The following is a 22,155-nucleotide window of genomic DNA, read 5'->3' as shown; positions in this document are numbered from 1 at the left end:
GAACGACGATGAACGCACAAGAAGCCAATTTCGACGGACTCGTCGGCCCGACCCACAACTACGCCGGGCTGTCGTTCGGTAACGTGGCGTCGCTCAACAACGAGAAGTCGGCCGCGAACCCGAAGGCCGCCGCGAAGCAGGGGCTGCGCAAGATGAAGCAGCTCGCGGATCTCGGTTTCGCGCAAGGCGTGCTGCCGCCGCAGGAGCGCCCGTCGCTGCGCCTGTTGCGCGAGCTCGGCTTCTCCGGCAAGGACGCGGACGTGATCGCGAAGGCCGCGAAGCAGGCGCCCGAATTGCTCGCCGCGGCGAGCTCGGCGTCGGCGATGTGGACCGCGAATGCGGCCACCGTCAGCCCGTCGGCCGACACGAGCGACGGCCGCGTGCACTTCACGCCGGCCAACCTGTGCAGCAAGCTGCATCGCGCGATCGAGCACGAGGCGACGCGCCGCACGCTGTCGACGCTGTTCGCCGATCCCGCGCACTTCGCGGTGCACGAGGCGCTGACGGGCACGCCGGCACTCGGCGACGAGGGGGCCGCGAACCATACGCGCTTTTGCGCGGAATACGGCCGGCCGGGCGTCGAGTTCTTCGTGTACGGCCGCGCGGAATACCGCCGCGGCCCGGAGCCGAAGCGCTTCCCGGCGCGCCAGACCTTCGAGGCGAGCCGCGCGGTCGCGCATCGCCACGGTCTCGCCGAAACGGCGACGGTCTATGCGCAGCAGGATCCGGACGTGATCGATGCAGGCGTGTTCCACAACGACGTGATCTCGGTCGGCAACCGCGACACGCTGTTCACGCACGAGCGTGCGTTCGTCAACAAGCAGGCGGTCTACGACACACTGACGGCCACGCTCGACGCGCGCGGCGCGCGGCTGAACGTGATCGAGGTGCCCGATGCGGCCGTGAGCGTGAACGACGCGGTGACGTCGTATCTGTTCAACAGTCAGCTGCTGTCGCGGGCGGACGGCTCGCAGGTGCTCGTCGTGCCGCAGGAATGCCGCGAGAACGCGAACGTCGCCGCCTATCTGGATCAGCTCGCGGCCGGCAACGGCCCGATTCGCGACGTGCTGGTGTTCGACCTGCGCGAAAGCATGAAGAACGGCGGCGGCCCGGCGTGCCTGCGCCTGCGCGTCGTGCTGAACGAGGCCGAGCGTGCGGCCGTCACGTCGAACGTGTGGATCAACGACACGCTGTTCGCGTCGCTCGACGCGTGGATCGAAAAGCATTACCGCGATCGTCTCGCACCGGAAGACCTCGCCGATCCGACGCTGCTCGACGAATCGCGCACGGCGCTCGACGAGCTCACGCAGATCCTGCGCGTCGGGTCGCTGTATGACTTCCAGCGCTGAGTCCCGGATGTCGTCCACCGCGCTGCTCGACGACTTTCTCGCGTTCACGCTCGCGGGCGACGCGCCGGCCGTGAAGGACGGTACGTGCGCCGGCGATGCGGTGCGCTGGCAATGGCTCGGCGACGGGATGCTGCAACTCGAGCCGGCCTTGGCCGATGGGGCAGGCAGCGCTGCGAGCGTGCTCGTGTCGGCCGGCGTGCATGGCGACGAGACGGCGCCGATCGAGCTGCTGTCGATGCTCGTGCGCGATCTCGCGGCGGCCACGCTGCCGCTCGCGTGCCGATTGCTCGTCGTGCTCGGCAACGTGCCGGCGATGCGCGCGGGCGAACGCTATCTCGACGACGACCTGAACCGGCTGTTCAGCGGCCGTCACGCGAAAGCGCCCGCGAGCCGCGAAGCGCCGCGCGCGATGCAGCTCGAAGCGGCCGCCGCCGCGTTCTTCACGGCCGCGCCGGCGGGCAGCGCGCGTTGGCACGTCGACATGCACACGGCGATCCGCGCATCGGTGTTCGAGCAGTTCGCGCTGCTGCCGCACACGGGCACGCCGCCGACCCGCGCGATGATCGAATGGCTCGGCGGTGCGCGCATCGCGGCCGTGCTGCTGCATACGGCGAAGGGCAACACGTATTCGCATTACACGGCCGAGCATTGCAGGGCGCTCGCATGCACGCTCGAACTCGGCAAGGTGAGGCCGTTCGGCCAGAACGATCTGTCGCGTTTCGCGCCGGCAGACCGCGCGGTGCGCGAGCTCGTCTCGGGCGCGTGGGGCGGCCATCCGCCGCGCGACGTCGACCATCCTCCGTTGCCGCGCGTGTTCACGGTGATCGACCAGATCACGAAGCGGAGCGACGCGCTTGAACTGTTCGTCGCGGCCGACGTCGCGAACTTCACCGCGTTCCCGCGCGGCACCGTGCTCGCGCAGGACGGCGACTATCGCTACACGGTGCAGCACGACGAGGAGCGCATCGTGTTTCCGAATCCGACCGTGAAGCCGGGTTTGCGCGCGGGCCTGCTCGTCGTCGACACGACGCGCGAGACGCTCGCCGCACTCGTCTGACAAAAACGGCTGCGCGCGGCCAAGGTGATCCGTCGCCCGCGCATCGTCCTGCGACAACCCCGAATTGCGCCGACGCCCGCATGCCGCGCAGACGGCCCGAGCGTCGCGCCTTGCGTATTTGCGACATCGTCTTGCAAGTTCGACGGCGCATCCGGCCGTCATCGCGCATGCAGCGCAGCATCGTGCGCCGGCGGCCGCTTTGCCGTATCGGGCCGCGCGGATTGGTACAATCGCGGCCTTGCGGCTGTTGCGCCGCATCAAGGCGCGGCATCGGCATTGTCGTCGTCATCCGACCCTGCAATGATGCATGCGCCCGTAGTTCCGGAACATTCGAGTATCGAGGAGAACACCTGATGAAGTTGGATTGGCGTAAAGTGGCCGCGCACGCGGTAGTGGCGGCATCGGCCGTGGCGGCAGGCAGCGCGATGGCTGCGGATCTGAAGGAGATCCGGTTCGGCGTCGAGGCCTCGTACGCGCCGTTCGAATACAAGACGCCCGACGGCAAGCTGACCGGCTTCGACATCGACATCGGCAACGCGGTGTGCGCGAAGCTGAAGACGAAGTGCGTGTGGGTCGAGAACGACTTCGACGGCCTGATCCCCGCGCTGCAGGCGCGCAAGTTCGACGCGATCAACTCGGACATGACGATCACCGACCAGCGCAAGCACGCGATCGCGTTCACCGATCCGATCTATACGATCCCGAACCAGCTGATCGCGAAGCAGGGCAGCGGCCTGCTGCCGACCCCGCAAGCGCTGAAGGGCAAGCGCGTCGGCGTGCTGCAGGGCACGATCCAGGAAGCGTATGCGAAGAAGAAGTGGGCGCCGGCCGGCGTCGACGTCGTGCCGTACCAGACGCAGGACCTGGCCTACGCCGACCTGAAGTCGGGCCGTCTCGACGCGACGTTCCAGGATTCGGAAGCGGGCTCGAAGGGCTTCCTGTCGAAGCCGCAAGGCCAGGGCTTCGGCTTCGCCGGCGGCACGGTCAGCGATGCGGAGATCCTCGGCTCGGGCGTCGGTTTCGGCCTGCGAAAGAACGACGCGGCGCTGAAGACGGCGCTCGATCAGGCGCTGAAGGAACTGAAGGCCGACGGCACGATCGACAACCTCGCCAAGAAGTACTTCAGCGTGCCGGTCACGCTCAAGTAAGCGTTTCGATCCGTCGCACGATGCAGCCGGCCGCTTTCGCGGCCGGTTTGCTTTTGGGGCGCCGCTTGCGTCACGCGGGGAAGAAGCGCCCCAGTTCGCGCGCGAGCTCGTTGAGCACGCTCATCTCCTGCTGCGTGATCTTGCGCGCCGGCTGCGCCCCGGCCCAGTCGCCGTACAGCAGGCCGACCGTCTTCGTGCCGACGCGCACCGGCAGCAGCACGAACGCGCGCGTGTCGGGAAGCGCATCGAGATACCACGGGGGCAGGCGCTTCACCATCTTCGGGTCCTGCGCCTGCTCGATGAAGATGCCGACCGAGTTCGTGATCGCGAGATGGAACACGTCCGGCTCGAAGCGCTCGTCGAAGCACAGGCGCTCGAGCGCCCCGTCGACGTCCGGGCCGAAGCCGAGCCGGGCGGCGAACGCGCCGTCTTCACGGCGCACGAACATCACGGTGCGCGTGAACGCGAGGCCCGCCAGCAGGCTTTCCGACGCGAGCGCGAGCACCGGCGTCAGCACATGCTCGGACGGCAGCGCGCGCAGGTCCGCGAGGCCGGCTTCGAGGCATGCCTCGGGCTCGGGCTGCGCCCGCGCGATCGCGTCGGCGTTCGCGCGCAGCTCGACGATCTCGCGCATCACGGTGTCGCTCGCTTCCTCGCGTGCGAGCCGGTCGGCGATTTCCACCAGCGCGCCGGCGTCGATGTCCAGCTCCTGCTCGTAGTGCTGCGCGAGCACCGCGATACGCGCATCGCGCTGCGGGCCCGCAGGCATCGCGAGCGCACCGGCGACGTCGGTCGAGCAGCGGCTTACCGCGCGCAGCCAGCGCACGCGCTCGGGGCTGTCGTCGGCGCAAGCGTCGCGGGGCCGCTGGCGCTCTTCGTCGATATCGTCCTCGTCGGCGCTGGCCGCGTGTGCGCTGCCGCCGTCGCCGTCGGCCATGCCGGCGCGGATCACGTCGGGCAGCCGCCAGCTCGCGGCGGCCTCGAGACCGATCTCGTCGAAGCCGACGCCCAGCACGTCGACGCACGCGGCCGCTTCGTCGCCGTTCAGCTCGGCGGCGCGGCGGCGGATCCGATCCCATTCGCTGTCGAGATAGCACACCACCAGCAGCTTGCCGACCTGACGCATCAGCGTGCAGACGACGGCTTCCTCGCCGCCGCGCAACTCGGCATGCTCGGTCAGCTTGCGGGCGACGCAGCCGGACAGCAGCGCGCGATTCAGCTCGAGCTTCGCGTCGATGCGGCGCGGCGTGCTGTGGTGGAAATGGTCGACGAGCTTGAGCCCGACGACGAGATGGCCGACGGTGTCCATGCCGAGCACCATCAGCGCCCGCGTGACGGTCGTGATGTTGCCGCCGAACGCCATGTACATCGCGGAATTGGCGAGCCGCAGGACTTTCTGCGTGAGCGCGAAATCCGACAGCACGACGCGCACGAGCGCGGTGAAGTCGAGATCGTCGTTCTTCATCGCGGCCATCGTCGCGCGCAGCGACTCCGACAGCAGCGGGAAGTCGCCCCGTTCGTTCATCCGGGCCCACAGCTTGTCGAGCAGCGCCGTGCGGGGCAGGTGTGCGGTGATTGACATACGGATCTATCCGGTTCGCCGCGCGTGTCAGGCGGCGTGCAGGCGCAACTGCTGCGCCTCGAAGCGCCGCGCGAGCTCCTCGGACGGCAGCGCCTGACAGACGAGCCAGCCCTGGATGTGGTTGCAGCCCATCTCGGTCAGCAGCTCGCGCTGTGCCTCGGTCTCGACGCCTTCCGCGACGAGCTCGAGATCGAGCGTTTGCGCGAGGCCGACCACCGCCGACACGATCGCGCGATCGTTGCGCGACGTCAGCAGGTTCTCGACGAAGCTGCGGTCGATTTTCAGCTTCGCGAGCGGGAAGCGCTGCAGGTACGCAAGGCTCGAATAGCCGGTACCGAAATCGTCGATCGCGAAGCGGATGCCGAGCGCGGTCAGCTCCTCGAGCAGCCCCTTCGCCTGCACGGGATCGTGCATCAGCAGGCTTTCGGTGATTTCCAGCACGATGCGGCGCGGGTCGATGCCCGTCAGCGCGATCGCCTCGCGCACGCTTTGCGTGAAGCGCGGGTCGCGGAACTGCTGCGGCGACACGTTGACCGCCACATACTGCAGCGCGAGCCCCTGGCGATCCCAGGCGACGAGCTGCATGCATGCGGCCTTGAGCACCCAGTTGCCGAGATAGTTGATGAGGCCGATCGATTCGGCGAGCGGAATGAAGGTTGCCGGCGGCACGAGGCCGTGCACCGGATGGCGCCAGCGAATCAGCGCCTCGACGCCGTCCACCGCACCCGACTGGCTGCGCGTGATCGGCTGGAAGTGCAGCGAGAACTCGCCGTTGCGCACGCCGTCGTACAGGTCGGCCTCGAGCTTCAGCCGTTCCGCGTCGGCCGGATCGTCGACCGGCTCATGGAACGCGAGCGCATTGCCGCCGGATGCCTTTGCCTGCGCGAGCGCATGGTCGGCGCGGCGCAGCAGCGGGCTGTGATGCTGCGCGCGATGGGGCGCGGCGCGCTCGTCCGGGTACAGCGCGATGCCGATGCTCGCGGACAGGTGGACGGTCTGCCCCTGATACGCGTAAGGTTCGCGTACCGCGGCCTGCAGCCGGCGCGCGAGCGCGTCGGCGGCATTGCTCGCGCGCGTGCGGTCCGGCGCGGTGAACACGATCGCGAACTTGTCGCTCGCGACGCGCGCGAGCTGTTCGCCGGGTGCGACGAGCGCCTGCAGCCGCTGCGCGGTGTCGCGCAGCAGCGTGTCGCCGGCGTCGTAGCCGAGCGCGCGGTTGATGCGCTGGTAGTCGTCGAGGTCGAGCAGCAGCAGCGCCGCGCAGGTGCCGCTTTCGTCGGCGGCCTGCTGCGCGCGCATCAGCGCGGGCACGAGCGCGGACAGATTGTCGAGCCCCGTCATCGGATCGTGGTGCATCTCGTACGTAAGCCGGGCCTCGAGTGCACGCCAGGCCGACACGTCGAACGCCGCGATCGCGAAGCCGTCGACGCCGTGGTGGCGGCTCTTGAACGCGCGGATCTCGACGTCGAGCGGGTAGGTGAGCGACTTGACGATGCACATCGTCGCCTTCTCGACCTGGCCGGAGCGCGCGGCGCGCGCAAGCAGACCGTCGAGCGCCGCGGTATCCTGTTCCGCGATCAGGTCGCGCAGCGTCAGCGTGTGCAGGTAGTCGCGGTGATAACCGATGAAGCGCAGGCTCGCGTCGGACACGTACAGAAAGCGCAGCTCGCGGTCGACATGGGCGAGGAAATCCACCGTGCCGACCGTCTGTTCCAGCCAGTTGCGCACGGTGTCGTCGCGGCGCGGCGCGCCGGCGCGCGCAGGCATCAGCGCGCCGCCCGACCAGGCGAAGCGGCGCAGCGTATGCAAGGCATTGCGCCAGGAGCCCTTGCGTGGCGTCTGTTTCCTGTTGGCTTCCATGTATCTCGCTGACGTGAAGGGCTGGAACCGGCTGTCCGGAAGGAATAACGGCAGACTGCGCGGAATCTTTAACCGGTCGGCTCGCGGTTGGCGCTGCCGCCGGACCGGGCCGTGCATATCGGTGTTCGACAGGCGAACGCCGGTATGGCCTACATCGAGGCTGACTTTATAAGAAATGAGGACGCAGATGAAGCGAAAACTGTTGGTGGGCGCCGTTGCGGCGCTGCTGGTGGCCGGCCATGCGCTGATCGCACAGGCGCAACTGAAGGCGGGCGACGCGGCACCCGACTTCACGACGCGAGCGTCGCTGGGCGGCAAGACTTACACGTACTCGCTGGCCGATGCGCTGAAGCACGGGCCGGTCGTGCTGTACTTCTACCCGGCCGCGTTCACGAAGGGTTGCACCATCGAGGCGCATGCGTTCGCGGATGCGGTCGATCGTTACAAGGCTTACGGCGCGACGGTGATCGGCGTATCCGCGGACAACATCGACACGCTGACGAAGTTTTCGGTGAGCGAGTGCCGCAGCAAGTTCCCCGTCGCGGCCGATCCGGACGCGAAGATCATCCGCGAATACGACGCGAAGCTGCCCGCGCTCGATCGTGCGAACCGCGTGTCCTACGTGATTTCACCGGAGGGGAAGGTGCTGTACGAATACACGAGCCTGTCGCCCGACAAGCACGTCGAGAACACGCTCGGCGCGGTGAAGGCGTGGGCCGACGCGCATCCGAAGCAATAAGCCGGAGGCAGCAAGCGCGCAGTAAAGCGGCCCGCGTCGCGGGCCGCCGGCATGACGAAATGAGCCGCCCCGTGGCGGCTCGGGCGCGTGTTATGCGCGCAACGCCTGTTCGATCGGCACGCTGCCGCCGACGAAGCCGACGACCTTGCGCGAAATGCCGAGCTTGATCGCCTCGATCGCGGCCCATGCGACATCCTGGCGTGACACCGGCGGCGCCGGGTCGAGCGGCTCCTCGGTCAGCGCGATCTTGCCGACGCCCGGGCCATCCGCGAGCGGGCCCGGGCGCAGGATCACGTAGTCGATGCCCGACGCGATCACACGCTCGTCGCCTTCGCGCTTCATCTGCGAATAGTGGCGCAGCGCGTCGCCGCTGCGCTCCGGCCAGTACGCGCTCAGCGAACTGATCACGACCAGCTTCTGCACGTTGTAGGCGAGCGCATGTTCGGCCGTGCGCGCGACCGCGTCGCGGTCGATCTGCTCCTCTTCGGCGGCGCCTTCCGATTCCGCCGAGCCGGCCGCGTAGATCACGTGCGTGATGCCCTGGAACGCGTGCGAGAAATCACCCGTCAGATCGGCCTCGACGACCTTCGCGCCCGGCAGCGCATAGCCGTGCCGGCGCACCAGCGCAGTCACCTCGAATTCCGGCTGCTCGAGCAGCAGATCCGCGCAGGCCCGACCCGTGCGGCCGGTCGCGCCAATCAGCAATACCTTCGTCGTCATGAAACCGCTCCTTGCGCGATGCGTCATCCTCCCAGATAGGGACGGACGACCGATACTCAAGTGTATGTCGATTTGGGGAGGCGGCGCGCGGGTAATTGGGGCTGTACCGCTCCGTAACGGCCGGCGCGGCACCCCGTTATCCGCGCGGTCGCGCGCATGGATGGCGGAATCGACCCGCCAACCGGCTATCATGTGCGCGATGCATTTTTCGCCGCTACGCAATACAACGCGGCGACCAACCGGTTGGAGTACACATGGCATTACCCCTGGACAACGTCAGCATGGCCGTGTTCTGCGACTTCGAGAACGTCGCGCTCGGCGTGCGCGACGCGAAGTACGAGAAATTCGACATCAAGCCCGTGCTGGAACGGCTGCTGCTGAAAGGCAGCATCGTCGTGAAGAAGGCGTATTGCGACTGGGAGCGCTACAAGGGCTTCAAGGCGTCGATGCACGAGGCGAGCTTCGAGCTGATCGAGATTCCGCACGTGCGCCAGTCGGGCAAGAATTCGGCCGACATCCGGCTCGTCGTGGACGCGCTCGACCTCTGCTACACGAAGTCGCACGTCGATACGTTCGTGATCATCAGCGGCGACTCGGATTTCTCGCCGCTCGTGTCGAAGCTTCGCGAGAACGCGAAGAAGGTGATCGGGGTCGGCGTGAAGAAGTCGACCTCGGACCTGCTGGTCGCGAACTGCGACGAATTCATTTTCTACGACGACCTGGTGCGCGAGCAGCAGCGCGCGCTGGCGAAGCGCGAACAGCAGCGCACGGGCAACGGCGGCGCGAAGCGCGCCGACGAGCCGTCGCGCAAGCCGGAGCTGGAAGTGCGCCGGAGCGAGGCGATCGCGCTCGCGGTCGAGACGTTCGACGCGCTGGCATCGGAGCGCGACGACGTCGGCAAGATCTGGGCGTCGGTGCTCAAGAGCGCGATCAAGCGCCGCAAGCCGGACTTCAACGAGTCGTATTACGGCTTCCGTGCGTTCGGCAACCTGCTCGACGAAGCGCAGGCGCGCGGCCTGCTCGAGGTGGGGCGCGACGACAAGTCGGGCGCGTTCGTGTCGCGGCCGCGCCAGTCCGCGGCGGCCGAGCCGGTGGTGCGCGATACGGGCGGTGCGCAGCATGGTCACGGCGGGCGCCACGGGGAGGCGACGACGGCCGAGCGCGAATCGCGGCATCGCGGGCAGCGTTCGGAAGCGGCCGTTCACGAAAGCGTGCAGGTCGATGCCGAAGAGGCGGACCTCGTCGACGTCGTGAACGACGCGGCGCTCGTGCCGGCCGCGACGGCCGAGGCGAATGAGGCAGCCGAGACGCACGGCGACGTGAAGGACGGCCGCAAGCGCGCGCGCAAGAGCGCGGCGAAGAAGACCGGCGCGAAGAAGGGCGGCGAAGCGAAGGGCGCCGGCCGTCACGCGGCGGCGAAGCCGGACGAGGCTGCGCACGGCGGCGCCAAGCACGGCGGCGAGAAGCATGCCGAAGTGTCCCATCGCGACGCGGAGCACGGCGAGGACCGCCATGTCGCGGCGCAACACGCGGCGCAGACGGCCGGCGAGCACGGTGTCTCGACGGCGGCCGCGCAGCCGCCGCACGAAGCAGCACCGAGTGCCGAATCGACCGGCGAAGCGGCTGTCGAAGCGGCAACCGGCGCCAAGCCGAAGAAGCCGGCCCGCAAGACGGCGACCCGCGCGCGTCGCCCGCGCAAGACGGCGGCCGCCGCCGAGTAAGGGCGTCACGGCGTCACGTCGGCCGGTGCAATGCCGGCCGATGCGTTCCGCTATCCGTTCAGCACGTATGGCTGCGTCATCACTTCGAGGAAGTGGCCGTCCGGATCGTCGAGATACACACCGCGCCCGCCGTTGTGGCGGTAGATGTCGCCGGGCTGTCGTTTTGCAGGATCGGCCCAGTGCGGTAACCCGCGCTCGCGAATGCGCGCGAACACGCGATCGAAGCCAGCCTCGTCGGTCAGGAAGGCGTAGTGCTGGGCCGTGATCTCTCCCTCTTTTTCATAAAAATCGAGCGACACGCCGTTGTCGAGCTGGACGACCAGCATCGCGCCGAACGGCGTCGGCGCCGGCAGTTCCAGAAGCTCGGTGAGGAAGCGGCTCGACGCGTGCTTGTCGCGGCACCAGACGATCGTATGGTTCAGCTGGACGTTCATGGCGGGTCCCCGGGGAGGGGCGCGAGGGTGGGCTTGGACACACGATAGCCGATCGCGGCCGGCGTGCAAGCCCGTCAAGCGGCCGCCTGATGCGGCCGCGTGCCGTTTCCGCTTACTCGCCCGCCACCGCCGGTCCGCCCGGGTTGCCGCGGCGGCTGCGCCGCTTCTCGCCCCACACGCGGAACCGGTCCATGTACAGATAGACGACCGGCGTCGTATAGAGCGTCAGCACCTGCGACATGATCAGGCCGCCGGCGATCGCGATGCCGAGCGGCGCGCGCAGCTCGGCGCCGTCGCCGTGGCCGAACGCGAGCGGCAGCGCGCCGAGGAGCGCCGCCATCGTCGTCATCATGATCGGCCGGAAGCGCAGCAGGCACGCCTCGTGGATCGCGTCGAACGACGACTTGTTGCCGTTGCGCGTCTGGTCGATCGCGAAGTCGACCATCATGATCGCGTTCTTCTTCACGATACCGATCAGCAGGATCACGCCGATCAGCGCGATGATGCTGAACTCCGTCTTGAACAGCAGCAGCGCGAGCAGTGCGCCGACGCCGGCCGACGGCAGCGTCGACAGGATCGTGATCGGATGGATGTAGCTCTCGTACAGGATTCCGAGCACGATGTAGACGGCCAGGAGCGCCGCGAGGATCAGGATCGGCTGGTTGTTCAGCGACTGCTGGAACGCCTGTGCGGTGCCCTGGAAGCTGCCGACGATCGTCGGCGGCACGCCGATCTGCGCCATCGTCTGGTAGATCACCTGGGTCGCCTGCGACAGCGACACGCCCGGCGGCAGGTTGAACGAGATCGTCGTCGCGACGAACAGCCCCTGGTGGTTGACCGACAGCGGCGTCGTGCTCGGGCCGAAGGTCGCGATCGCGGACAGCGGGATCATCGTCGACTTCGACGTCGACACCGCCGCGCCCGACGACGCGCTCGACTTGCCGCTCGACGCGATCGAGTTCAGCGCCTGGTTGCGCGCCGAATCGGACGCGATCGCCGCGGCGCTGGTGGCGGCCGTCCCGGCGCTCGACGTGCCGGCCGAGGTCGCGACGAAGGTGCCCGCCGCGGCGTTGGTCGTCTGCGAGCCGTTCGCACTGCCGCCCGACGTGCTGATCCACACCTGGTTCAGCATCTCCGGGCTCTGCCAGTATTTCGGCGCGACTTCCATCACGACGTGGTACTGGTTCAGCGGGTTGTAGATCGTCGAGACCTGGCGCTGGCCGAACGCGTCGTACAGCGTGTTGTCGATCTGTGCGGGCTTGATGCCGAGCCGCGCGGCGGTCGCGCGGTCGATCGTCACCATCGCCTCGAGGCCGCCTTGCTGCTGGTCGGAGTTCACGTCGGTCAGCTCGGCGCGCTTCTGCAGCGCCTCGGTCAGCAGCGGCCCCCACTTGTACAGCTCGGCGCTCGAATCGCCGAGCAGCGTGAACTGATACTGCGCGTTGCTCTGCCGGCCGCCGACGCGGATGTCCTGCGCGGCCTGCAGGAACGTGCGCGCACCCGCGACGTCCGCGAGCGGCTTGCGCAGCTGCTGGATCACCTGATCGGCCGACAGCTTGCGCTCGGTGCGGTCCTTCAGCGTGACGAACATGAAGCCGGAGTTGGTCTGCGTGCCGCCGGTGAAGCCCGCGACGCTCTTCACGTTCGGGTTGGCCTGCACGATCCGCATCATCTCGGAGAACTTCAGCTTCATCGCCTGGAACGACGTCGACTGGTCGGCCTGGATGCCGCCGATCATCAACCCGGTGTCCTGCTGCGGGAAGAAGCCCTTCGGCACGATGATGTACAGATAGACGTTCAGGCCGATCGTCGCGAACAGGATCAGCAGGACCAGCAGCGGACGGCGCAGCGCCCACGACAGCGTGCGCTCGTAGCCGCGCTGCATCCGCGTGAAGAAGCGCTCGAGAAACCGGCCGAGGCGGCCTTCCTCCTGCACCTCGTGCGACTCGCGCAGAAGCCGCGCGCACATCATCGGCGTGACGGTCAGCGAGACGGCGAGCGACACGCCAATCGCGAGCGACAGTGTCAGTGCGAATTCGCGGAACAGGCGCCCGACGATGCCGCCCATCAGCAGGATCGGCAGGAACACCGCGACGAGCGAAATGCTCATCGACAGCACGGTGAAGCCGACCTCGCGCGCGCCGTCGAACGCAGCCTGCAGCCTCGGCTTGCCGTTCTCGATGTGGCGCGTGATGTTCTCGAGCACGACGATCGCATCGTCGACGACGAAGCCGGTCGCGACGATCAGCGCCATCAGCGACAGGTTGTCGATCGAGAAGCCGAGCAGGTACATCGCGCCGAACGTGCCGATGATCGAGATCGGCACCGCGACGCTCGGAATCAGCGTCGCGCGCCAGTTGCGCAGGAACAGGAACACGACCATCACGACCAGGCTCACCGCGATCAGCAGCGTGTGCTCGGTGTCCTTCAGCGACGCGCGGATCGTCGTCGAACGGTCGAGCACCGGCGTCACCGTGATGTCGGCCGGCAGCGACGCGGTGAGCTGCGGCAGCGCCGCGCGCACGCGGTCGATCGTCTCGATGATGTTCGCGCCGGGCGAGCGGTAGAGGATCACGAGCACCGCGCGCTTGCCGTTCGACAGGCCCAGGTTGCGGAGGTCCTCGACGCCGTCGACGACCTCGGACAGGTCGGACAGCCGCACGGCCGCGCCGTTGCGGTAGGCGACGACCAGGTCGCTGTACTGCGACGCCTGCGAGGCCTGGTCGTTCGTATAGAGCTGGTAGTGCTTCGGGCCGAATTCGATCGCGCCCTTCGGGCTGTTCGCGTTCGCGGACGCGAGCGCGGCGCGCACGTCCTCGAGGCCGATTCCGTAGTGGAACAGGGCGTGAGGCTCGAGCTCGACGCGCACGGCCGGGTTCGCGGAGCCGCTCACCGACACCTGGCCGACCCCGTCGATCTGCGACAGCGACTGCTGCAGCACCGTCGATGCGGCGTCATACAGCTTCGCGGGCGACGACGTTTCCGATGTGAGCGACACGACCATGATCGGCGAATCGGCCGGGTTGACCTTGCGGTACGTCGGGTTGCTCTTCAGCGACGCGGGCAGGTCGGCGCGCGCCGCGTTGATCGCGGCCTGCACGTCGCGCGCGGCGCCGTCGATGTCGCGGTTCAGGCCGAACTGCAGGATGATCCGCGCGTTGCCGACGGTGCTGGTCGACGTCATTTCGCTGACGTCGGCGATCGAGCCGAGGTGCCGCTCGAGCGGGCTCGTCACGCTGGTCGCGACCGTCTCGGGGCTCGCGCCGGGCAGCGACGCCTGCACCGAGATGGTCGGGAAGTCGACCTGCGGCAGCGGCGACACCGGCAGCTTGATGAACGCGAACAGGCCCGCGAGCGCGACGCCGAGCGCGAGCAGCGTCGTCGCGACGGGGCGGGTGATGAAGGGGCGCGACAGGTTCATCGCTTACGCGCCCGTATGCTTGCCGGCGTCGCGGCCGGGGCCATGCCGTTCGAACCAGCCGCGCACGCGGCGCGCGAGGCTGTCGAAGCCGAGGTAGATCACCGGCGTCGTGAACAGCGTCAGCACCTGCGACACGATCAGGCCGCCCGCGATCGCGATCCCGAGCGGCTGGCGCAGCTCGGAGCCCGCGCCGGCGCCGAAGATCAGCGGCACCGCACCGAGCAGCGCGGCGAGCGTCGTCATCAGGATCGGCCGGAAGCGCAGCAGGCACGCCTGGTAGATCGCCTCGCGCGGCGGCTTGCCTTCGACGCGCTCGGCCTCGAGCGCGAAGTCGATCATCATGATCGCGTTCTTCTTCACGATGCCGATCAGCAGCACGATCCCGATGATCCCGATGATGTCGAGGTCGTGCCCGGTGATCATCAGCGCGAGCAGCGCGCCGACGCCGGCCGACGGCAGCGTCGACAGGATCGTGATCGGATGGATGTAGCTCTCGTACAGCACGCCGAGCACGATGTACATCGTGACGACCGCCGCGAGGATCAGGAACAGCTGGTTCGACAGCGACGCCTGGAACGCGAGCGCCGCGCCCTGGAAGCGCGTCTGGAACGAGCCGGGCAGGCCGATGTCCTTCTCGGCGGCGTCGATCGCCTTCACGGCCTCGCCGAGCGACGCGCCCGGTGCGAGGTTGAACGAGACCGTCGTCGACGGGAACTGCGACAGGTGCGCGACGAGCAGCGGCGACGGCCGTTCGTGGAACGACGCGATCGACGACAGCGGCACCTGGCCGCCGCCCGCGGACGGCAGGTAGATGTCGTTCAGCGATTCGGCGTAATGCTGCTCCTTCGGCTCCGACTCGAGAATCACGCGATACTGGTTCGACTGCGTGAAGATGGTCGACACGATGCGCTGGCCGAACGCGTCGTACAGCGCATTGTCGACGGTCGCCGGCGTGATGCCGAAACGCGCGGCGCTCGCGCGGTCGATCTCGATGTAGACCGACTGGCCGTTGCTCTGCAGGTCGGTCGCGACGTCGGCGAGCGACGGCTCCTTCTGCAGCCGCGTGACGAGCTTCGGCACCCAGGTCGCGAACTCGTCCGGGTTCGGGCTCGTCAGCATGAACTGGTACTGCGTCGGGCTCACGGTCGAGTCGATCGTCAGGTCCTGCACCGACTGCATGAACAGCGTGATGCCGGTCACGTTCGCGACGCGCTGCTGCAGGTCGCGGATGATCTGCGCGGCCGACTCGGAGCGGTCGTCGCGCGCCTTCAGGTTGATCAGCATCCGGCCGCTGTTCAGCGTGATGTTGCTGCCGTCGACGCCGATGAACGACGTGAGGCTTTCGACGTTCGGATCCTTCAGGATCTCGGCCGCGAGCGCCTGCTGGCGTTCGGCCATCGCGCCGTACGAGATCGATTGCGGCGCCTGCGTGATCGCCTGGATCACGCCGGTATCCTGCGCGGGGAAGAAGCCCTTCGGCACGTACACGTAGAGCAGGGCGGTGAGCCCGAGCGTCAGCAGCGCGACGACGAGCGTTGAGCGCTGGCGGTTCAGCACCCATTCGAGCGCGACCGCGTAGCGCGCGATCACCCAGTCGATCGCGCGGTGCACGCGCGCCTCGAAGCGGTGGCTTTCGGGCGGCGGCGAGTGGCGCAGCAGCTTCGCGCACATCATCGGCACGAGCGTGAGCGACACGATCGCCGAGATCACGATCGTCACCGCGAGCGTGATCGCGAACTCGTGGAACAGCCGGCCGACCACGTCGCCCATGAACAGCAGCGGGATCAGCACCGCGATCAGCGACACCGTCAGCGAGATGATCGTGAAGCCGATCTGCCGCGAGCCCTTCAGCGCGGCCTCGAGCCCCGAATCGCCTTCCTCGACGTAGCGCGCGATGTTCTCGATCATCACGATCGCGTCGTCGACGACGAAGCCGGTCGCGATGGTGAGCGCCATCAGCGACAGGTTGTTCAGCGAGAAGCCGGCCATGTACATCACCGCGAGCGTGCCGATCAGCGACAGCGGCACCGACAGGCTCGGGATGATGGTCGCGTAGACGTTCGCGAGGAACAGGTACATCACGAGCACGACGAGCGCGACCGCGAGCAGCAGCTCGAACTGCACGTCGCGCACGGCGGCGCGGATCATCGTCGTGCGGTCGGTGACGATCTGCACGTCGAGCGCGGCGGGCAGCGTCTCCTGCAGCTTGGGCAGCTGCGCCTTGATCGCGTCGACGGTCGCGATCACGTTCGCGCCCGGCTGGCGCTGCACGTTCAGGATGATCGCGGGCTCGGAGTTCACCCACGCACCGAGCTTGGTGTTCTCCGAGCCAGCGACGACCTTCGCGACGTCGGTCAGCATCACCGGGCGGCCGCTCTTGTAGGCGACGACCGCGTCGTTGTATTGATCGGCGCTGGTGAGCTGGTCGTTCGCGTTGATCGTGTACGCGCGCGTCGGGCCGTCGAAGTTGCCCTTCGGCGTGTTCACGTTCAGGTTCGAGATCGTCGTGCGCAGATCGTCGAGGTTCATCCCGTACTTCGCGAGCGCGGTTGGGTTCGCCTGGATCCGCACGGCCGGCCGGTTGCCGCCCGACAGGCTGACGAGGCCGACGCCCGCGATCTGCGAGATCTTCATCGCGAGGCGCGTGTCGGTCAGGTCCTGTACCTGCGTGAGCGGCAAGGTCTTCGACGTGATGGCCAGCGTCAGCACCGGCGCGTCGGCCGGGTTGACCTTCGCGTAGATCGGCGGGGCGGGCAGGTCGGACGGCAGCAGGTTGCCGGCCGCGTTGATCGCGGCCTGCACTTCCTGTTCGGCGATGTCGAGCGGCAGGTCGAGCGAGAACTGCAGCGTGATCACCGACGCGCCGGCCGAGCTTTGCGACGACATCTGGTTCAGCGACGGCATCTGCCCGAACTGCCGCTCCAGCGGCGCGGTGACCGACGACGTCATCACCTCGGGGCTCGCGCCCGGATAGAAGGTCTGGACCTGGATCGTCGGGTAGTCGACTTCGGGTAGCGCGGCGAGCGGCAGGAAGCGCAGCGCGACGAGACCGGCCAGCATGATCGCCGCCATCAGGAGGGCGGTGCCGACCGGCCGGAGAATGAAGAGGCGGGATGGATTCATCGAGCGGCCCGCGCGTTACTGGGCCGCGGGGGCCGCTGCCTGCGACGCGCCGTGCTTCTGTCCGCCGCGGTGGGCGGCCGCGCCCGATGCACCCGACGCCGCGCCGGCGCCATGCGCGCCCGACGCGCCTTTCGGCTTGTCGGCCGGAATGGTGATCTTCGCGCCTTCGCGCAGCCGGTCGGAGCCGTCGGTGACCACGCGCTCGCCGATCGCGACGCCGCTGACGATGCTCGTGCGCTCGCCGTCGACCGGGCCGACCTTGACCTTGCGCACCGTCACCGTGTTGTCGGGTTTCACGATGTACACGAACTGGCCGATCGAGCCCGTCAGCACGGCGGCCGTCGGCACGATCGTCGCATCGCGCATCACGTCGACCAGCAGCCGCGTGTTCACGAACTGATTCGGAAACAGCAGGCCTTCCTTGTTGTCGAAGGTCGCGCGCAGCTTGACCGTGCCGGTGCTCGTGTCGATCTGGTTGTCGAGCGTCTGGAGCGAACCCGTCTCGAGCGGCACCGTGTTGTTGCGGTTGTATGCGGTGACCGACAGTTTATGGCCCGCGTTCACCTGCTTGACGATCTGCGGCAGGTTGTCCTCCGAGGTCGTGAAGATCACGCTCATCGGCTGCAGCTGCGTGATCACGACGATCCCGTTCGTGTCGCCCGGCGTCACGTAGTTGCCGGGGTCGACCTGGCGCAGGCCGACGCGGCCCGACACCGGCGCCGTGATGCGCGCGTACGTGAGGTTGAGCTTCGCGGAGTCGATCGCTGCCTGGTCGGTCTTCACCGTTCCTTCGTATTGCTTGACGAGCGACGCCTGGGTGTCGACCGTCTGCGACGCGATCGAGTCCTGCGACAGTAGCGTCTGGTAGCGCTTCAGGTCGATGCGGGCCGTCGCGAGCAGCGCCGAGTCGCGCGCGTGCGTGCCTTCGGCGTTCTCGAGCGCGACCTGATACGGGCGCGGGTCGACCTGCGCGAGCAGGTCGCCTTTCTTGACGATCTGGCCTTCCTGGAACGCGACGGACTGCAGATAACCCGACAACTGCGTCTTGACCGTCACGTTCGCGAGCGGCGTCACGGTGCCGAGCGCGGACAGCACGATCGGCATCTCGCCCTGCGTCGCGGTCGCGACCGATACGGGTTGCGGAACGTTCGCCATGGCGGCGGGGCCGCCGCGGCCGCGGTGCCCGCCACCGCCGCCGGCGCTCGCGCCGGAGGCCGCGTTGCCTGCTGCCGGCGCGTCCGCCTGCGTACGGTTCCACGGGTGCCACCACAGCAGGCCGCCGATGACGACGACCGCGAGCGTCCCGATCGCCAGCGTGCGGCGCGGGCGGCGCGCGGCGGGGGAGGCGGGGTCCTTCGAAGGGGGCGTGGGCTTTTGTTGGTTGTCCATCGTGTTCTGTCAGGAAGACGGCGCGGCGGGCCGGGAGACGGGCTTCGGGCGGCGCGTGGGCTTGCGGTGCCGGAGGGTCGGCTCGGCTCGGGCCCTTCCGGTCCGCGCGGGAAAAGAAAAGAGCGGTGCGCGCCGCGAATGCGGCGCGACGATGGGCATGATCCTACGTCCCGTCCCCGTTACAGTCCAGTCGTCTATCTTTCAACGGGTTACGGTCGTTACAGAAGGCGACAGGACGATGACGGACCGATTACGCGGCGCTGCGCCGGGCGGGCGCGCCGCCGATTTCGCGGGTGATTTTCGCGATGCATTCGTGCAGCGCGGGCACCACGTGTTCCTGTAGCCATTCGGGCGGGCACTGGCTGGATGCGCCGCCGCAATTCACCGAATAGCGCTGGCCCGACGGGCCGACGAAACCGGCCGCGACCGCGTTCAGGCCTTCGCGCCATTCGCCGATCGCGATCGCATGGCCCGTGCGCATCGCGTCCTCGACACCGGGGTTCAGGCGCGCCGATACGTGCGGCCAGTCGTCGCCGGCCGTCGCGCGCAGCGCGTCGAGCAGCACGCGGCGCTCGTCGTCCTCCAGTGCCGCGAGATACGCGCGGCCGACGGCGGTGCGCGCGATGTCCATCCGCGAGCCGATCTCGAGACGCGTGACGAGCACGGCCGAGCGCGGCCGGATCACGTCGATCGCGACCATGTCGAGGCGGTCGCGCACCGCGAGGTGCACCGACAGCGACGTGCGCTCGGCGAGTTCGATCATGAACGGCCGCGAGCGCGCGCGGATGTCGAAGTTGCGCAGGAAGCCGTGGCTCAGCTCCAGCACCGACGCGGTCAGCACGAAGCGCTCGCTGTCGGGCAACTGGAACAGGAAGCCGGCGCTGACGAGCGTCGCAGTGATGCGCGAGACGGTCGGCTTCGGGATGCCCGTCAATTCGGTGAGTTCGCGGTTGCTGACCGGGGCGTCGGCGGCCGCGATGCGCCGCAGCACGGCGAGGCCGCGCGCGAGCGCGGTGATCTCGTCCGGCGACGATTCGCGGTCTCGGGGCGCGGGAGGCGTTACAGGTGTCGACACGAGGGATTCTCTCTATTTCCGAAACTCGATTTCAATTTTGTTGGTATTGTAGGATGATTGTCAAAAGATGCATGTTCCATGGGTGAATCGTTCATCGGATGAGATTTTACGGGTTCACCCTTGGTTTATTAGGAATGTGCTCAAATCAGCATTGCCGGGAAGCGAACAAACCGGTGCAAATACCGCTTGACTTGTCGGGCGGAAACGGAAAGAATGTCTCACGTTTTCGAAACATCGTTTCAGGAGTTTAACCGGCAACGGTGTTTCGCGCAGTCTCTCAGGTTCTAGCACGGCCCTCGGAATGGCTAGAACTTTTTTAGCGCCACGGTCTCCGTGGCGCTTTTTTTTGCCCGCCCGCCGGACGCATCAGGTCCGTATTATCCCCCGATCGCTGAAATCGCCCGTTCGACCGGGCTCGTGCGTGCCTGCGTGCGTGCGGCGCGCGCAAAAAAAAGCGCGATGCCCGGATTGGGCATCGCGCGTAAACCGGCGTGGAGCGCCGACGAATGAAACGTGAAGAAGAAGGGGGCGCCCGGTCAGAGGCGCCTGGCCGGAGCGCTCAGGCCTTCGCGAGCTTGATGCTGGTCGGCTCGGCCGTCAGGTAGCCGACACTCGCGCCGAAGCGGTCCTTGAAGTTCGCGCGCACGAGCGGATCGAGCGTCGGCTTGACCTTGTCGTGCAGCGGAGACTCCCAGTCGCCCGCGTGCTGGAAGTTGCTCATGATGTAGGTCCAGCCGTTGATCTCGTCGACCGCGTGCAGGCCCGTCGATTCTGCGCCGGCCGGGCACGACAGCACGCGTACGAGCGACTTCGTGTCGACGTTGTACGCCCACAGGAAGTTGTTCACGTGCATGCCCGAGTCTTCGCCGATGAAGAGCGTGCGCAGCTTCTCGGAGAACTTCAGGTTGTCGGGGTTCGCGATCTTGTCCGGGTTCGCGAGGTTGCCGAGCGCATCGGCCGCTGCGAGGTCCTCGCCGACGAGCGCGGCCGGCGCGCCCATGTCGACCGGTACCCACTCGCTGTCGATCGCGCCGCCCGACGTGTCGCGCTGGCCGGCCTTCAGGTTCAGCGCGTAGACGGCGCCCGCGGCGATCTTCTTGTCCACCGCGACGTCGCGCGACACCGCATTGCCCCGGACCATCGACGTCTCGATCCGCGACATCGCCGTGTAGACGATCTTGTCCTTCGCGTTGACCGTCGTGCCTTCGAGCTTCGTGAACGCCATGCTGCCGCCGATCAGCGCCGCGTAGCGGTGCGTTTCGAGGAACGCGGCCGCCTTTTCCATCCCGGGCTTCACGCGCATCCAGTTGAACTTCCCGCCGAAATGGATCTTCGCGTAGCTCGCGTCGTTCGGATCGGTCGTCGTCAGGTCCATGATGTCCGACGCCTTCAGCGTGTTCGCGAGCGTCTCGATCTCGCTGCTCGTCGCGTGGCCGATCCTGATCCACGTGAGCGTCGCGCTGCCCGCGCCGGCGGACGACGTCTGCGCCCACTTCGCGACGTACAGCGTCCCGGCGGACAGATCGGCGGCCTTGTCGGCGACGAACATGAACAGGCCGCCGTTGGTGGCGTCGTCGCCCATCATCACCGTGCGCTGGTCCGGCATCACCTGGATCAGCTCGTGCGAGATGCGGCCGAGGCAGTAGTGCTTCTTCACCGAGCCGGTGCCGTCGGGGTTCACCGTGATCTCGGGCAGGTGGCCGTAGTGATAGGGGTTCGCCTTCGTCTCGTCGCCGAACGTGTTCCGGCTGAATGCCTTGAACTGCGCGTCGGTCGCGGCCTTGGTCGCGTCCGGCTCGTACTCCTCGCTCGACAGGTGCGTGCCCCACGGCGACAGGCTCGCGCCGCACGTGATCCACAGGCCGTGCGCCTTCGACGTATCGACGTTGTGATACTTGACGACCTTCAGCGCGCCGCTGGACGGGTCCTGGTCGAGCGTGATCACCGCGATCGGCGACGGCAGCTGGCCGTACTGCGATGCGCTCGCCTGGTCGCGCGTCGTGTATTCGAACTGCACGACCGCGAACACCGTGTTGCCCTTCACGCCGGCCACGTTCGCATTCTTCAGCGTCAGCAGCGAACTGCCGTCCGGGCAGTCCGAATAGAACTGGCGCTCCTTGCCCGCCACCGAGCGGTCGATGATCGGCTGGTTGTTGATGTCGTAGTAGCCGCCCGCGAGCGTCGTGCCGCCCTTGCCGTCCGGCATCATGTCACCCGTCACGAAGAACGGCCGGTACGCGAGCTTGAAGTTGCGCGACGAGCCGTCCGAGAACGACACCGACAGCGTCGAGCCGACCGTCGTCGTGGCCATCGCGGCCGCGTTGTCGAGCGTGGGCGCGGCCATTGCCGAGAACGCCGCCGACGTGTACGCGGCGGCCGGCGTCGCCGCCGGATTGTCGTCGCCGCCGCAGCCCGTCAGCAAGGCCGGCAGCGCGAGGCCGGAGAGGGGCAGCATGGGCGCGCCGGCGAGGATCTTCAGGGCCTGACGACGGGAAGCATTGGGCAACGCGGGCATGTGGAGTCCAGTTTCGAATGTT

Annotated in this window: 14 protein-coding genes; 5 read left to right on the top strand and 9 right to left on the bottom strand. The window is 67.8% G+C overall.

Translation table 11 applies throughout. The features are described 5' to 3' along the window. The first annotated feature begins 8 nt into the window (after positions 1 to 8). From astB to ACV22W_RS22790, 3 genes are all read left to right on the top strand, one after another. Positions 9 to 1,349, top strand: a complete 1,341-nt coding sequence (astB, locus tag ACV22W_RS22800) for an N-succinylarginine dihydrolase (RefSeq protein WP_448021918.1) — start codon at positions 9 to 11, stop codon at positions 1,347 to 1,349. A 7-nt stretch (positions 1,350 to 1,356) separates the two neighbouring features. Continuing rightward, positions 1,357 to 2,406, top strand: a complete 1,050-nt coding sequence (astE, locus tag ACV22W_RS22795; RefSeq protein ID WP_448021917.1) for a succinylglutamate desuccinylase — start codon at positions 1,357 to 1,359, stop codon at positions 2,404 to 2,406. Positions 2,407 to 2,759: 353 nt separating this feature from the next. Beyond that, positions 2,760 to 3,554, top strand: a complete 795-nt coding sequence (locus ACV22W_RS22790) for an ABC transporter substrate-binding protein (protein ID WP_059467138.1) — start codon at positions 2,760 to 2,762, stop codon at positions 3,552 to 3,554. Between the two features lie 70 nt (positions 3,555 to 3,624). Here ACV22W_RS22790 and ACV22W_RS22785 read toward each other — a convergent pair whose 3' ends face one another. Both ACV22W_RS22785 and cdpA read right to left on the bottom strand, forming a co-directional pair. Further along, complete coding sequence (locus ACV22W_RS22785; RefSeq protein ID WP_448021915.1) at positions 3,625 to 5,136, bottom strand: HDOD domain-containing protein; 1,512 nt, start codon at positions 5,134 to 5,136, stop codon at positions 3,625 to 3,627. Between the two features lie 27 nt (positions 5,137 to 5,163). After that, complete coding sequence (gene cdpA, locus ACV22W_RS22780; RefSeq protein ID WP_448021950.1) at positions 5,164 to 6,903, bottom strand: cyclic di-GMP phosphodiesterase CdpA; 1,740 nt, start codon at positions 6,901 to 6,903, stop codon at positions 5,164 to 5,166. A 280-nt stretch (positions 6,904 to 7,183) separates the two neighbouring features. Between cdpA and ACV22W_RS22775 the strand changes: the two genes are divergently transcribed. Continuing rightward, positions 7,184 to 7,735, top strand: coding sequence for a peroxiredoxin (locus tag ACV22W_RS22775; RefSeq protein ID WP_448021913.1), 552 nt, complete (start codon positions 7,184 to 7,186; stop codon positions 7,733 to 7,735). A 90-nt stretch (positions 7,736 to 7,825) separates the two neighbouring features. On the opposite strand, the gene ACV22W_RS22770 is transcribed toward ACV22W_RS22775, so the two are convergent. Beyond that, positions 7,826 to 8,455: an SDR family oxidoreductase gene (locus ACV22W_RS22770; protein WP_448021912.1), complete on the bottom strand. Its 630-nt coding sequence runs from the start codon at positions 8,453 to 8,455 to the stop codon at positions 7,826 to 7,828. A gap of 254 nt (positions 8,456 to 8,709) precedes the next feature. On the opposite strand from ACV22W_RS22770, the gene ACV22W_RS22765 reads away from it, so the two are divergent. Further along, the gene (locus tag ACV22W_RS22765) at positions 8,710 to 10,176 is read left to right on the top strand and encodes an NYN domain-containing protein (RefSeq protein WP_448021911.1); all 1,467 of its coding nucleotides are present in this window, start codon (positions 8,710 to 8,712) and stop codon (positions 10,174 to 10,176) included. A gap of 50 nt (positions 10,177 to 10,226) precedes the next feature. On the opposite strand, the gene ACV22W_RS22760 is transcribed toward ACV22W_RS22765, so the two are convergent. From ACV22W_RS22760 to ACV22W_RS22735, 6 genes are all read right to left on the bottom strand, one after another. Then, positions 10,227 to 10,610, bottom strand: coding sequence for a VOC family protein (locus ACV22W_RS22760; RefSeq protein WP_448021910.1), 384 nt, complete (start codon positions 10,608 to 10,610; stop codon positions 10,227 to 10,229). A 112-nt stretch (positions 10,611 to 10,722) separates the two neighbouring features. Next, positions 10,723 to 14,031 carry an efflux RND transporter permease subunit gene (locus ACV22W_RS22755; protein ID WP_448021908.1) on the bottom strand — a complete coding sequence of 1,103 codons (3,309 nt, stop codon included), beginning with the start codon at positions 14,029 to 14,031 and terminating at the stop codon, positions 10,723 to 10,725. 3 nt (positions 14,032 to 14,034) lie between these two features. Beyond that, positions 14,035 to 17,154, bottom strand: coding sequence for an MdtB/MuxB family multidrug efflux RND transporter permease subunit (locus tag ACV22W_RS22750; protein WP_448021906.1), 3,120 nt, complete (start codon positions 17,152 to 17,154; stop codon positions 14,035 to 14,037). Between the two features lie 15 nt (positions 17,155 to 17,169). Continuing rightward, entirely contained in the window at positions 17,170 to 18,543 is a 1,374-nt protein-coding gene (locus tag ACV22W_RS22745) for an MdtA/MuxA family multidrug efflux RND transporter periplasmic adaptor subunit (protein WP_448021905.1), read from the bottom strand. Positions 18,544 to 18,793: 250 nt separating this feature from the next. After that, positions 18,794 to 19,618 (bottom strand): IclR family transcriptional regulator, encoded by an 825-nt coding sequence (locus tag ACV22W_RS22740; RefSeq protein ID WP_448021904.1) that lies wholly within the window; start codon positions 19,616 to 19,618, stop codon positions 18,794 to 18,796. A gap of 559 nt (positions 19,619 to 20,177) precedes the next feature. After that, on the bottom strand, positions 20,178 to 22,133 hold the full coding sequence (locus ACV22W_RS22735; RefSeq protein ID WP_448021903.1) for a PhoX family protein: 1,956 nt from the start codon (positions 22,131 to 22,133) through the stop codon (positions 20,178 to 20,180). Between the last annotated feature and the right edge of the window lie 22 nt (positions 22,134 to 22,155).

This window comes from Burkholderia sp. AW49-1 (assembly GCF_053427845.1).
The sequence above is the reverse complement of the archived record's forward strand: the minus strand, read 5'-3'. Positions and strand labels throughout refer to the sequence as shown.